General features: G+C 59.7%; 11 protein-coding genes and 1 pseudogene. 4 read left to right on the plus strand and 8 right to left on the minus strand.

Annotation, left to right across the window (positions count from 1 at the left end):
- Positions 1 to 3: 3 nt before the first annotated feature.
- The 4 genes from EC86_RS0120130 to EC86_RS27950 form a co-directional block, all read right to left on the minus strand.
- Positions 4 to 1,020, minus strand: a complete 1,017-nt coding sequence (locus tag EC86_RS0120130) for a M14 family zinc carboxypeptidase (RefSeq protein WP_029527678.1) — start codon at positions 1,018 to 1,020, stop codon at positions 4 to 6.
- Positions 1,021 to 1,548: 528 nt separating this feature from the next.
- Positions 1,549 to 2,409, minus strand: a complete 861-nt coding sequence (locus tag EC86_RS0120145; protein ID WP_029527679.1) for a GNAT family N-acetyltransferase — start codon at positions 2,407 to 2,409, stop codon at positions 1,549 to 1,551.
- 107 nt (positions 2,410 to 2,516) lie between these two features.
- Positions 2,517 to 2,762 carry a hypothetical protein gene (locus EC86_RS29010; protein WP_156955374.1) on the minus strand — a complete coding sequence of 82 codons (246 nt, stop codon included), beginning with the start codon at positions 2,760 to 2,762 and terminating at the stop codon, positions 2,517 to 2,519.
- Positions 2,763 to 3,369: 607 nt separating this feature from the next.
- On the minus strand, positions 3,370 to 4,086 hold the full coding sequence (locus tag EC86_RS27950) for a hypothetical protein (RefSeq protein WP_232229944.1): 717 nt from the start codon (positions 4,084 to 4,086) through the stop codon (positions 3,370 to 3,372).
- A 127-nt stretch (positions 4,087 to 4,213) separates the two neighbouring features.
- Here EC86_RS27950 and EC86_RS0120160 point away from each other — a divergent pair, with 127 nt between their 5' ends.
- Positions 4,214 to 5,413, plus strand: coding sequence for a DUF2252 domain-containing protein (locus EC86_RS0120160; RefSeq protein ID WP_029527682.1), 1,200 nt, complete (start codon positions 4,214 to 4,216; stop codon positions 5,411 to 5,413).
- 93 nt (positions 5,414 to 5,506) lie between these two features.
- On the opposite strand, the gene EC86_RS0120165 is transcribed toward EC86_RS0120160, so the two are convergent.
- The 3 genes from EC86_RS0120165 to EC86_RS0120180 all read right to left on the minus strand — a co-directional run bounded on the left by EC86_RS0120165 (position 5,507) and on the right by EC86_RS0120180 (position 9,997).
- Positions 5,507 to 6,730 (minus strand): glycerophosphodiester phosphodiesterase, encoded by a 1,224-nt coding sequence (locus tag EC86_RS0120165; RefSeq protein WP_029527683.1) that lies wholly within the window; start codon positions 6,728 to 6,730, stop codon positions 5,507 to 5,509.
- Between the two features lie 112 nt (positions 6,731 to 6,842).
- Positions 6,843 to 7,874, minus strand: a complete 1,032-nt coding sequence (locus tag EC86_RS0120170) for a hypothetical protein (RefSeq protein WP_029527684.1) — start codon at positions 7,872 to 7,874, stop codon at positions 6,843 to 6,845.
- A gap of 224 nt (positions 7,875 to 8,098) precedes the next feature.
- Complete coding sequence (locus EC86_RS0120180; protein WP_029527685.1) at positions 8,099 to 9,997, minus strand: bifunctional metallophosphatase/5'-nucleotidase; 1,899 nt, start codon at positions 9,995 to 9,997, stop codon at positions 8,099 to 8,101.
- Between the two features lie 509 nt (positions 9,998 to 10,506).
- Between EC86_RS0120180 and EC86_RS0120185 the strand changes: the two genes are divergently transcribed.
- The 3 genes from EC86_RS0120185 to EC86_RS30585 all read left to right on the plus strand — a co-directional run bounded on the left by EC86_RS0120185 (position 10,507) and on the right by EC86_RS30585 (position 12,568).
- Positions 10,507 to 11,043 carry a hypothetical protein gene (locus EC86_RS0120185; protein ID WP_029527686.1) on the plus strand — a complete coding sequence of 179 codons (537 nt, stop codon included), beginning with the start codon at positions 10,507 to 10,509 and terminating at the stop codon, positions 11,041 to 11,043.
- Between the two features lie 161 nt (positions 11,044 to 11,204).
- Positions 11,205 to 12,110 (plus strand): transposase, encoded by a 906-nt coding sequence (locus tag EC86_RS26360; RefSeq protein WP_232229911.1) that lies wholly within the window; start codon positions 11,205 to 11,207, stop codon positions 12,108 to 12,110.
- Positions 12,111 to 12,142: 32 nt separating this feature from the next.
- The gene (locus EC86_RS30585; protein WP_198026728.1) at positions 12,143 to 12,568 is read left to right on the plus strand and encodes a transposase; all 426 of its coding nucleotides are present in this window, start codon (positions 12,143 to 12,145) and stop codon (positions 12,566 to 12,568) included.
- A gap of 242 nt (positions 12,569 to 12,810) precedes the next feature.
- Here the strand turns inward: EC86_RS30585 and EC86_RS0120200 are convergent.
- A pseudogene (locus tag EC86_RS0120200) lies at positions 12,811 to 13,175 on the minus strand (PHA/PHB synthase family protein); the annotation flags it as partial.

Genomic DNA, 13,175 nt, shown 5'->3' on the forward strand with positions numbered 1-13,175 from the left:
CGCCTAGCCGTACCACTGGGCAAGCGCATCAGCATGGTGCTTGGCACGATCTGCAGGCGCAGGCGTCCAAAGCGCGTGACCGCAAGCTGCCCGTCCCAGAAAGTCCAGCAGCCCGATATGGCGCCGTAGCACCCGGTGCTCCCGGTGCGCGATCAGGGGGTTAAAAATTCCGTGGCGTGAAAACGCCTGCCTCGGGTTCTTCTTGATCCACGACCACGAGCCCATCTCAAGCGTCAAGGGTAGAAAAATGTTTTGCGTATTTTGACAAGCCTGCAGATACAGGTGATCCCATAAATCGCCGTGGGCCAGATACTGAACGCTCTGCGGCTCGAAGACATACTGATGGTGGCTATAAGCTTGCAAATAAATCTCCTTGAGCGCATGCATTTCAGCCAGATGCGCGATGGGTGTTTTGGTATGCGCATACGGAAACCAGATCCGGTCCTTGAAGCCCAGTCCAGAATGGCAGTCGAGGGCAATACTGAATTTCCGAGTCAAAAGCTCAGACGTCACTACCTCACACAGGGCCTGACTTTCTTGCTCCAGAGGCTCGCCTGATTTGCCCCGATACCAGGGCAGGCCGGGGCTGATGCGCTGGCCACCGGCCAGAAAGGGCACTTTTTCAGTGGCATCGACTGGGGCGTTGCGCATCAGATCTACGCCACGCGGATTGGCCCGGGTACCCAATGCCATGCCAGCCGGATTCACGATCGGCATAAACACAAGTCGAACGTTTTCGAGCTGGCGGTGCAAGCTGGTGTCCCAGTGCAGCCGCATCACCAGGCTTTGCAGGTAGGAAATCACCACTTGGGCACCGATGCGCTCAAGTCCATGCACGCCACCAAAAAAACCGACCGCTGGTGTGTCGGGACTGGGATTGCCCAAGGCGATCGCATAGATGGGATAACCCGACGCCCCTAGCCCCGACACCTGGCGCAACAGGCTGACGTCCAGGTGCGAGCCGCCCAGTTCAATGACGCTTTCGAGCGCCAACAACTCGGGTAATGAAGGTTCAAGCACCGTGTGAATCGCCGTTTCGGGGCCCAGGGCCCATCAAAAGCCGGCAACGTAACCATGAGTTGCGGTCATCAGCAAAGGAGGGCGGGCGAGGAAAGATGCGGGCTGACGCAAAACCGTCACGTGAAGTGGCTATCGTTTGCAAGTCATCCATCACGCCAAGGATCTCATCATGTTCTGGAAACTGTTTGACTTACCGAAGAAACTTGACTGGATTTTTGGCTGCGACTGGATTTGCCTTGATGATGGCAAGCGTTGCGGGCTCAAAAAATGATTGGACATCTCAACGCTTCCAAAATGGGGTTCAAGTTGCTGGTGCTGTGCAATAGCGTCATGCTAGGCTTTGCCGAATTTCTTGCCTTGCAGCGTTCCCGCTATCGGGCCTGGCGCGCGCAGAACTGATCGTTGCAGTCGTCTTGTCTGTTGTTCGTGGCTCCACGGCTACGGCAATTGCTGACAGGTCAACTGGAGCCCGCCCTCATGATGGCAGCAAAAGTAGCCGATTCTGCTTCTGCGGTGCATGGGGCGACATCAATCCAGCACCGTTTGTACCGAAAAATGCTTAAGGTAGCGTGCTGGCAAATCCGCAATCTGCATCATCATGGGCAGGTCCGCCGAGTTAAAGTCCGGGTCCCATGCCGGCGCACCAAGCACCCTGGCCCCCAGTCGCAGATAGCCCTTGATCAGCGCGGGCGGCTCGACCACCAGCGAGTCGTCAAGCTGCTCGACCGGCAGCGCCAAGCGCGGCGTAACCCGGTAGTCGATAGGGGCCAAGTGCGTTTGCCTGACCTGGCGCCAGATGCTGGCAGCCGCGTGGCCGCCCAGCACCCCGTTGTGCTGCATGGGAATGCTCGCGCAACCGATCATGGTGTCGAGCCGATTGCGGGCCATGAACTCGGCCAGCGCCCCCCAGAGCGTGAGAATTACACCGCCATGGCGATGGTCAGCATGGACGCAACTGCGGCCCAGCTCGACCATGCGCTCACGCAGGGGTCCAAGCCTGGTCAGGTCGAACTCGGTGTCGCTGTAGGTACCGCCCGCGCGCTTGGCCTGCGCCGGGGTAAGCACCCGGTAGGTGCCGATCACTTCCTGGCTGGTCGTATCCCGCACCAGTAGGTGCTCACAGTAATCGTCGAACAAATCAACATCATGCATGGGCAACACCTGGGACAAGTTGGCACCCATTTCGAGTGCAAACACCTGGTATCTCAGCCGCTGCGCTTCCCGGACCTCATCTTGATTGCGGGCCCAGCTAACCGAAATTTTTCCCATGAACGGGGTGGGCTTCGGCTCCACAGGGATTGAAATGCGTTCATGAGGGGTTCGATGAAGTGACCTCCGAGGCATTTCAACTGGCGAAAAGGCAAAAGTTGGGGTAGGCAATTCTTTCATGGCAATGTCCTTGGTTTACGGGGCAATCACACAGTGCCCCTTCCAGTCCGCCCCAACCGGAAGAGTTATCAAAAAGCCCTTGCAAAGGGCTTGCAACGGCGTAAAGATCAGCTGGCAGAGGGCTGCATTTCCGACCGTCTGGGTTGGACATGGCGCCTGGATGACGTTGACCGGCTGGGCGGCAGACCTTGGGGGCGTGGACGGATGCCGGATTTGAAGCGCAGTTCGCCGGGGCTGAGTGTCATGGCGTGCGTGGTGCAGCGAACAATCCGCCGGCGCTGGTTGTCGAGGTCGTGAATGCTGGCGCCGGTGGCGTAAGCGACACATTTTTCAAGCTGGCTGGTGGGTTTCATATTGAACTCCTAAGCGAACTCCATGCGGGAATGATGGAATTTTGGGCGCTGAGGGTGACGAAGTAATGTCAGTTCAATGGCACTTGCGTGACACGCTTTCCCGCGAGTTATCAGCGAGAAGACTTGGTGAGCCGCAATTTTTGGGACTGATCCAGTGCGAGACGGAAACCAAGTCACTTTCTGGTGTGTTGGCTCAAACATGCACCGGATCGAGTTTGAAGGCGTTCAGCCGTGTGAAATCGCTGGCGTGCAAACCGGGCCTTACAGCGCAATGTCCAATCTGTTGACCCATACAGTGCGCCACCACCATGCGGAGCACTTATGTTCGCCTTGCAGTGCAACGCTGCAAGCGGCGGAGAGTTTACCCCCCCCCCCCCCGTGATTTAACGCCAAGGAAAGCGGCTGCGTTATTGTTCTGCAACACCTGTAGCGGCGTACGGCATATTTCTTCAGGATTGATCGCAAACCGTTCACGTGAACCTGGCGGTATGGGGCAAGCCCTTGACATGGACAAGTACGCTGCGTCTGGCCAAGCCACGGCGCAGGGTTCCTGCTTTTCTGCGATATTTTTGCCGCGCGTATTGGCCGGCTGTCTGCTGCGTAGTGGCTATTTTTTGGAAGGACGGCCAGTCTTCACTGTGGGGACAACCTTCAATGCACTTAAATACATGGCATCCGGCATGGCAGCCAAGGCCTTAATACCCGCACGAATCAACTCGCTTTTTTTGATTGAAGTGCCCAGCTTGCCTGCACGGTGCTTGAGTTCATCGAGCACCGTGTACTCCGCTTTGGGAATGGTGAAACTGTCACGCACCAGTTTCGGTTTTTTCTCCTTGAGCGTCTTTTCGGCTTTCTGGCTAATGGCCTGATTGATCAATGCTTTGGCAGGTGCCTTGAGAATTGGTTTCACCGAGGACTTGAATACCGCTTGCACCGCTGGTGCCGTTTTACCCGCTGGTTTGGCGGGCATTTTGGAAACGGCTTGAGTCGCTGGCTTTGCAGCGACTGCAGTTTTTTTGGCAACCGGTGTTGCGGCTGCTTTGGCGGGCAACTTGGCGTTTGATTTGACCCCTGGCTTTGCAGCTACGGCGGATTTATGAGTCGCCGGTAACGCTGCTTTGGCTGACACCTTGGCTGGTGCTTTAGTCGCTGGCTTTGCCGCTACAGCGGGTTCTTTGACCACCGGCGCTGTCCCTTCATTGGCGGGCAGATTCGCCGCATCTTGCGACGCGATGGCTGTAGTGGCTGCTTGAGATGGAGTTGGAATGGATGCCTGGGCTGGTTCCGAAATGGCTGTGGTGATTGTTGCGTCGGTGGCGGTCATGGTGTAATACCTCTTCATTAAACAGGGTATACAGTTTATATCGTTTGAGAAGAAGTTTGAAGCCAAGTTTGTGTGCCAGCGAAGCAGGGTTGCCTTGACGGCCAGAATCAACAGGGAGATTTCATCAATGGATGTGGTTCAGCAAATTCGTGCCTTCAATGCCGGGCGTGATCCCGAGCGGCTGGCGCTCAAGTACAGCAAGATGCGCAGTGACACCTTCGCGTTTTTGCGAGGCGCCTGCCACCTGTTCTACGACCGGTTGCCGTACAAAGGCTTCTTCAAGTCGGCCCCCCTGGTCTGGTCATGCGGTGACCTGCATCTGGAGAACTTCGGCAGCTACAAGGGCGAAAACCGCCCGGTCTATTTCGATATGAATGACTTCGATGAAGGACTTCTGGCGCCCGCCAGCTGGGATGTGGTGCGCATGCTGACCAGCCTGCGCCTGGCGGCCCACAGCCTGGAGATCAAGCCGGGTGAGACCAAGGAGCTATGCGCTACCTTTCTGGAGGCCTATGGATCGGCGCTGGCACAGGGCAAGGCGTATTGGGTCGATCCGCGCACGGCCAATGGCTTGGTGCAGGATCTGCTCGATGGCCTGGGCGAGCGCAAGCGAGGCGACTTCATCGATTCGCGCACGCAGCGCAAGGACAACCAATGCGTCATCAAGGTCGACGGCCAGAAAGCCTTGCCTGCCGCCAAGGCTGACCGCAAGAAGGTGGAAAGCTTCATGGCCGATTTCGCCAAAGCGCAATCCGACCCAGGGTTCTTCAAGGTGCTGGACGTGGCACGCCGCATTGCGGGTACGGGTAGCCTGGGCGTGGAACGCTACGTGATCCTGGTGCAAGGCAAGGGGTCGCCCGACGGGCATTACCTGCTCGATCTCAAGGCGTCCTTCTCCTCGTCGCTGGCCAGGCATGCGACAGCCAAACAGCCCAAGTGGAAGTCCGAGGCACACCGCATCGTGGAGATGCAGCGGCGCCTGCAGGCCGTACCGATGGCGTTTTTACAGCCGGTTTTCATCGGCCGTCAAGCTTATGTGTTGCGCGAACTCCAAGCCTCGGAAGACCGTGTCTCGCTGGACGGCGCCAAGCAGTCCCAGGGGGACATCAAGCAGGTGATTGCCACCATGGGACGCATCGTGGCATGGGGCCAGTTGCGCAGTGCAGGCCGGCAAGGCTCGGCCATTGCCGACGAGCTGATGGGCTATGCCCAGGGCAAGAAGTGGCAAAGCCAGTTGCTGGCGTCATCGCAAGACCTCGCCAGGCAAACCATGCTGGATGCCGCAGCGTTTGCCTGTGCTTACGACGAGGGCGCGTTTCAGCGCTGAATTGATCCATTCAACGCGATGCATCGAGCCTGGGATGCGCATGCGCTTTGTTCGCGCCATTCACCTTGCGACCTCGTCTCGAAAATTTCCCGGTCAGCGGCCCAACTCTTTCAGGTAGTCCTTGCGCGCTTCCAGCGCGGTATCGGCAAAGTCGCTGAACAGGCCATCAATCCCCAGGCGGTAGAACTGCAGGTATTCGGCTTTCGGGTCCTTTTTGTAGTCGAAGGCCAGGCGGCGTGCTTCGTTCCGAAAGGTGTAGGCATGCACGAACAGGCCGGCCTTGTGCGCATCGTCGATCAGCGTGGTGGGAGCCTGGGTGCTGGCGTCCGCATAGTTCACCGCGCCGTCGCCGTTCATGTCGCGCAGATTGCCGCTGGCGTCCAGCGTGCCCTTGACCGGCACGATGTAGGGCTTCCAGGGACCAATGCCATCGGCATAGGTCTTGATCTCGGCCAGGCCAGCGGGCGTGACCATGGCGCTGAACAGGCGGGCGTCGCTGGCCAGCGTCCAGTCATAAGGGCGGTTGTAAGGCGCGGCGTAGGTCAGCTTGCCGGTCTTGAGATCGTAGTCGTCGGCGTCGATCAGCTGGACCATGCGGGTGTCCAGGCCTTTGGCGCGCATTTCCTTCAGGCTGCTCGGCTCAAAGCTCTGCACGAAGATGGGCGCAGTCTTGCTGTTCCAGCCTGCGGCCTTGACCGTGGCGATCAGCTTGTCTTCCAGCGGCAGGCCGACGCTGCGGTGGTAGCTGGGGTTCTTGGTTTCCGGATAGACCGCAATGGTGCGGTTCAGCTGCGTGCTGCGCAGCTTGACCAGATCAATGATTTCCTTGAAGGTCACCACCTTGTACAGGCCGTTGAACTGCTGCGGACGCTCGGCGTCGGTAATCAAGGCGCCGAGTGTCTTGACCTCGGCCAACGTGAAGTCATCGGCAAACCAGCCGGTCTGCGTTTCACCGTCTACCTGTATCGTCTTTTTGCGGCTGGCAAACTCAGGATGCTTGGCCACGTCGGTGCTGTAGTCGAGGTTGGGGTCGTGGCGTGCAATCAACACGCCGTCTTTTGTGGAAACCAGGTCCGGCTCCACCGCATCGGCGCCCATGTCAATCGCCTTGGCATAGGCTTCCAGCGTTTCTTCGGGCAGATAGCCCGACGCGCCACGGTGCGCGATCACCAGGGGCTGCTCGTTCTTCAATGTCTTAAAAGGCTGGACCGTGCTGACCGGTGCGTCTTCACCGCCACCGCAGGCAGAAAGCGCCAGCAGCGCGACCGCCGCCATCGCAAAATGAGCCAGGCGTGCGGGCTTTGTAGCAAGCATCATGAACAAACTCCTGTATTGAATTAATTTTGCAGTATGTCGCTGGGTTGTGACAATGCGGTGAAACCGGAAGTGCTGTTGGTCGCAAGATATTAAGAAAAAGCCAGTGGCATTTTCAGGGCACCGCAATCACCTGCAAGCTGGTTTTCAAGCTGGTCTCGTAAATCTTGTCCACCGGGGAGCGCGGCCGGGCACTTGCAGGGGCCGTTGGCACGCCGGCTTGCGGCGGCACGGCCGCAAAGCTGGCGCCAAGCGCTTTTTTGAGTTCCGAAGCCGGAACCAGACGGTCGCCGCCTTGGCCGGCCCGACCCGCAAGCGCCAGGCCGATGAGTTGCCCGCCTGCACCAAACACCGGCCCGCCACGCGGCCCCGACGGAAGTTCTATGCCCAGCTGTCGATCGCCGGTCGCGCCACTGGCACTGCCCAGAAACCCGGTACGCAACAGGGGCCAGGCAGGCGCGGCATCTGGCGATACGGCATATTCCACGGCAAAACCCGGACTTCCCGGAAAAGCATCACCGGCGGCCGCCAACTGGTCGTCCGGGACGGGCAGCCGGCTTTGCAGGCGCACCAGCGCCACGCCCAGCGCACTGAATTTTTGATCAGTCCGGGCTTGCACCAGTTGGCCCAGCCCGTTGCGCAGCCAGAGGCGACCGGAGGCCGGCAGCAGGCTCAAGGGCAGCAGCGCTTTCGTGCCGCTGTGCAGCAGCACCGCACTGCCCACGACGCGGGCGGTGGCAGGCAAGCCTTTCATGCCGCCATACGGCGCCAGCCGTGTCGGCAGCAACAGTAGCGGGCCGCTGGCGACCGGCATGCCCGAGCGCAGTTGCTGCTGCACCGCCTGAACCCTTGGGTTGCCCGGCATGCGGGTTTCGGCGTTGGCCAGCAGCCGCTGGGCAATGGCAGGCTGGCCGCCCGCATGCAGCAGCCACACATAGAGCAGCGATCCGCCCACCTCGTCAAGGTGGGCGCCGGCGGTATGCGCGCCAAACGCCAGTGCGCGTCGGTAGTCGCCGGACTGCATGTAGGCGCGAACCAAGGCGATTTCAGTGTCGGCGGCATGCAGGATCAGCGCAGCACGTTCGAACGCATCGAGCGCGCCGGTCACGTCGAGCCGGGCCAGCGCGATTTCGCCTTTCTTGAGCAACTCGGCTCGTTCCTGCAAACGGGCTGGCGATGCTGCCTCCGCTTCACGATGCGCATGGCCAGCAGGCGGCTGAGATTTCCTTTGCTCGATAAGCGGGTGAAGACGGGCGTTGCTGTCGGGCCCCGTCGCCTTTGCGCTGCCTGCCGCTACCGCCAAAATGCTAAGTCCCAGCAGCAAAACCGTGCGGCGTTTTGACGAAGTGCCATTCGCCTGTCGTATTTTTCTCACGGATTGACGTTGGCGCCACCCGGGCAGATGGCGCTGGTACCTACGCGGTTGATGCGTGGCGTGCCCGCATCAAGCACGTTGGCGCCAGGCGCATAAGCCGCCTTGGGCGCCTTGAATTCGGCCAGGTAGGCGGTCAGCGCATCGATGTCCTGCGCGCCGCCGATGCGGTTGGTTCCCTTGATCAGCGTGGCATAGCCGTCGCCGCCATCGGCCATGAAGTTGTTGACCGTCACGCGGTAGGACTTGGTAGGGTTTTGCACCGCGCCGCTGGCGTCCACCAGGGTTTCAACGGTGCTGCCACTGCGCAGCGTGACGTTGCTGACACGCGCGCCGCAGGCTTTGGCGCCGTCCCAGGTGTATTTGACGCCGGCCGAAGGAATCGCAAAGCGGGTGGCGGTGGGCGACTGGCCCAGGCAGCCGGCGAACTGCTCTTCCAGGAAATCCTTGATGTGCTGCGTGCTCAGCGACAGCGTGACCAGGCTGTTGCCGAAGGGCTGAACCGTGAAAGCTTCGCCGTAGGTTACATTGCCGTTGCCTTCGCCTGCCGTGCTGGAGGCAAAGGTAAAGCCTGGGCTGCGCACGCCGCCGCCGTTCATGAAGGCCATCACGGCGCCGCCGAAGCTGGCGGGCTTGGTGGCTGCCAGCTGCGAGTCGGCGAGCAGGTTGCCAGCCGGCATGTTGCAGGCGCCGTCGGTGCGGCTATTGGGCAGGTCGGCAGTGATGCCGCCGATGATGCTGTTGGCCAGTGGCGAAACCAGGCCTTTGTAGCTGGCCACGATCTTCGCCACCACGGTGTCGGCGGTGATGGCGGGGTCGTTGCGCACCACCAGCCGGTTGGTTGCCAAGGCTTTGGTGATGTCGCCGGTCGAGGGGTCAATCGTCACATCAATATCGGTCAGCACCCGGCCGAACGAACTGGCGCTGGTGACCGAGATGCGGCGGCCGGTGACGTTGGGCAGCATGCAGTTGTAGGCCGCGTGCGTGTGGCCACTGACCACCAGGTCTACGGCGTTGTCGAACTTGCTGACAATGCTGGCAATCGCCGATCCGGCCAGCTGGCCTTCGCAGGCATTGATGTCGCCCAGTGTGCCAGCCTGAAAGCCGCCTTCATGCACCAGGACGACGATGGAGGTAATGCCGGCAGCCTTCAATTCAGGAATCAGTGCATTGACCGTTTGTGCCTCGTCGCGAAACTCCAGCCCGGCGACGCCCGAGGGTGTGACGATGGTAGGCGTGGCCTTGAGTGTCATGCCAATGAAGGCCACCTTGACGCCGTTGAACGTCTTGACGCCATAGGCCGGCAGCAGCGGCTTGCCAGTAGCGGTGGAAATCACGTTGGCCGACAGCCATTGGAACTTGGCACCCTCGAACGGCACCGGAGTACCAGCTGCTGCACCTTGGCAGCTGTTGGGGTCCACCACACCGGCAGTCATCTTGCAGCCGCCGTTTTGCAGGCGCAGCAGTTCGGCCGAGCCTTTGTCGAACTCGTGGTTGCCGACTGAATTGAATTCCAGACCGATGCGGTTCAACGTTTCCACCGAAGGCTCGTCGAAAAACAGCGATGAAATCAGCGGTGAGGCCCCAATCGAGTCACCCGCGCCGACCACTACGTTGAGCGGATTTTTCTTTTTAAGGCTGGCGATATGGGCCGCCATGAACTCCGCGCCGCCCACGGCCGGACGGCTGGCCGCAGGCACCGCAGTGGTTTCGCCAAACGTGCCGGGCGATTCCAGCGTGCCGTGGTAGTCGTTGAATCCCATCACCTTAATGGTGAAAGGCTCGGCCAGCGGTGTGGGCGTGGCGACCGAGGTGTCATCACTGCCTCCGCAGGCAATCAGTACAGAACCTGCCACCAACGACAGTGCGGTAGCGGCAAAGAAAGTTTTGTTCAACATGAAACTCTTTCAGGATCTCAAGCAATTTGGGAAAGCACCATGGCAATGTAGGCAGTGACGGTGTCAGTTTCATGACGCCAAAGGCCGGGAGTAGTTACTGCAACGCCGCGCTCACCGAATGAACCCGTGTCCGTAAGGCTGCTTTTCACGGACGGGCAAGGAGCGAAACCCGGATGAGCAGTTGCTGCTTTGAGCTGCAACGCTGTCAGTCCCAGATAGCACCGAGGCTACCGTTGTACTGGGCTCCGGCGCACTGGCATGCACGCCGCTGAACGCTTTTGCCAGCATGCCCCGCCAGCCGAACTAGCCGCATTGCTCGGCGCCTTGGCAAGCCGGTCAGGGATGAGATATCTTTCTCTGCCCGTAAAAACTGCCGTTAGGCGGGAGCTGACTGGTCAAATAATCGGTGTATGGATGGAAACATGATGCGGCAGCCAACAGTCATAAATAAGACACGGAAAATTTCTACGATGCATCACTTCATTACAAATAAAAATTAGGCGTCGCGCATGCACCTCCACAAGTCAGAAAAGGCCAGCCGCGAACTCAGTTCCAGGCAGCGTGTGCTCAACATTCGCGAGCGAGGGGCACTTTTTCTCGCAGATGGTTGCAAAACGCAGGATGAAATGCAGGTGTTGCTGCGCGATGATGGCAGCATCTTGCAAAAACTGATTTCTGACGGGTATCTGATCCATCTAGAGGCAAGCGATAAGCGCGCATTGGCTCTTGAGACTAAAGTAGTGGCTCCAGCGCTTCAGCTGCCCCCGGCCACTGTTGCACCGCCCGGATCGTCCAGCGACAACTTCGACGGCAAACGCTCCTTTGCAACCACCCGAATGTTCCTGTTTGACATTTGCGAGCGAATGTTTTCCAAAAAGGCGCCCGCACTGGCCCATCAATACCGAGATCAACTGCGTCAAGCACGTGACCGCGAATCCATGGTCGCTATTGCTCGCGACATCATTGCGAAAGTGGAAGAAATTGCAGGATCGGAAAGAGCCGACGGCTTGAGCGAGCGCATCGCAATGATGTTGCCGCCGGAGTAAAACTGGTTGCGAGCCTGGCATTACTGATGACTTGTGCTACTCCTCCGTAGGAGTAGCCTCTCACCTGAATCCGTGATCTCGTTGTCAGATTTTGGTGGTTTCCTTATTGAAATCAAGCACTTGTCCGCCAAGTTCAGTTCACCCTGCAGGTGAGCGAAAACATGACCGATTTTCTTATCAAGCGACTTCCCTACGACCTCAGTTCCCATGCCGGACTGGCGTTGATTGGCAGATATCTCAAGCGCATCAATATCAACGCGCTGATCGATCCGGCCTTCCCGGTCCGCTCGGGCATTGCCAATAGCGACATCCTCAAGAGCTACCTCGGGCTGCTGTGCCTGGGCAAGAACGACTTTGACGCCATCGAGAGCTTTCGGGGTAACGCTTTTTTCATGCGCGCGCTGGGGTTGCAGGCGGTGCCGTCGAGTCCGACGCTGCGCCAGCGCCTGAACACCCAGGCCAGCGACTGGTTTGAACTGGCCGCGCAGATCAACCAGGCGCTGCTGGGCAGCCGTATTGAAGGGCGGCCCATTGATTTTGGCGCGCTGGGCTGCGGCTACACGCCAGTGGATCTGGACACCTTCGCGATGGACAACAGCGACACGCAAAAGGAACTGGTCGGGCGTACCTACGCGGGGGTTGATGGTTACTGTCCGCTGGCGGTGTACCTGGGCCGCCTGGGTTACTGTCTAGAGTTGGCGCTGCGCCCCGGCGTGCAGCATTCGGCCCGGGAGAGCGAGTACAACCTCGAACGCGCGCTGCCCCTGGCGGCAAGCCTGGTCAAGGGGCCTTTGCTGGTGCGTGCCGATTCGGGCTTTTGCTCTTTGAAGCTGATGCAGGAAATCTCGGCCCAGGGCGCGGCTCTTGGACGCGAGATAGCTCCTCAATCATCAAGTGGAACCCGCGCAAGACCCCAGTTGAGACGGTGGCAGTGGGAAAGGCGGGCGATCCGAACAATGCCTGGCAGACGCTGCGCCCGGGCAAACGCGAGTGCGTCTGGCAGGATAGGCTCGATCTGGTCGATGTCGGCAACCCAGCGAATCCGGCCCGGCGCGTTTACCGCCTGACCGAGCGCACGATCGACAAGTACGGCAATGCTTTGTTGCTGCCCGAATATGTGCTCGACGGCTGGACGACGACGCTGCCCGAGCGCTTTGAGGCGAAAGACATCATTGCGCTGTACGCCGACCACGCCACGCACGAGCAGTTTCACGCCGAGTTCAAGTCCGATATGGACCTGGAGCGCCTGCCCAGTGGCAAGTTTGACACCAATTATCTGGTCTGTCGGCTCGCTGCGGTCGCCATGAACCTGCTGCGCCTGATTGGACAAAACACCCTGAACGAGCCCGATGCGCCCGTGCGCCACCCGGCCCAGCGCCGGCGTATCAAGACGGTGTTGCACGAGATGATGTTCAAAGCCGCCCGCATGATCCGCCATGCTGGGCGTTGGGTGCTCGGCCTGGGCGCGAACGACAGTGGCTTTGCGGTGTTTGACCGGCATTACGGGCAACTCGCAACCGCGTAGCAGCGCAAATCCTCGCGCTGCCCCATGCTCCATTTACCTGGCCTGCGCGCAGCGCGGCATGTTCAGCCCTGGGCTGGAAAATCTTCATGCTGCTCAAAACCTGGGAAAACCGCCTTGCCCGCCCTCATGGCGTCGCCATAAACCGCTTCAGTACGCGACAGCACGGCATATTCCACCGGGATTTGTCCACTCCAGTTTGAAAATCAGGCCGCGTTTTTTGAACTCACGGATTCAGGTCTCAGTCAGTCTGCATAACGAACTTGTATGTAGTCGCCAGGCGCATCACCCAGCACGCAGGCAGGATTGAGGGGCGCAGGCGCTACGGGTGCGCCCGAACGCTCCTTCAGCCAGACGTCCATGGCATCCCACCAGGAACCCTCAAACGAGGGCGCATTTGCAGCCCATTCGTCCGGGTCTGTCCAACCGTGGCCTGGCTCCACGCTGCCCGGTTGGTAGTTGCGCCGGGGGTGGCCCGGCTCGGAGACAATTCCAGCGTTATGCCCGCCAGCGGCCAGGATGAACGTGGTGTGGGTATCCGTAAGAAGGTGAATCTTGTAGACAGAGCGCCAAGGCGAGACGTGATCCCGCATGGTGCCCACTACCAGCA

The organism is Polaromonas glacialis, from assembly GCF_000709345.1.
Taxonomy (GTDB): Bacteria; Pseudomonadota; Gammaproteobacteria; order Burkholderiales; family Burkholderiaceae_C; genus Polaromonas; species Polaromonas glacialis.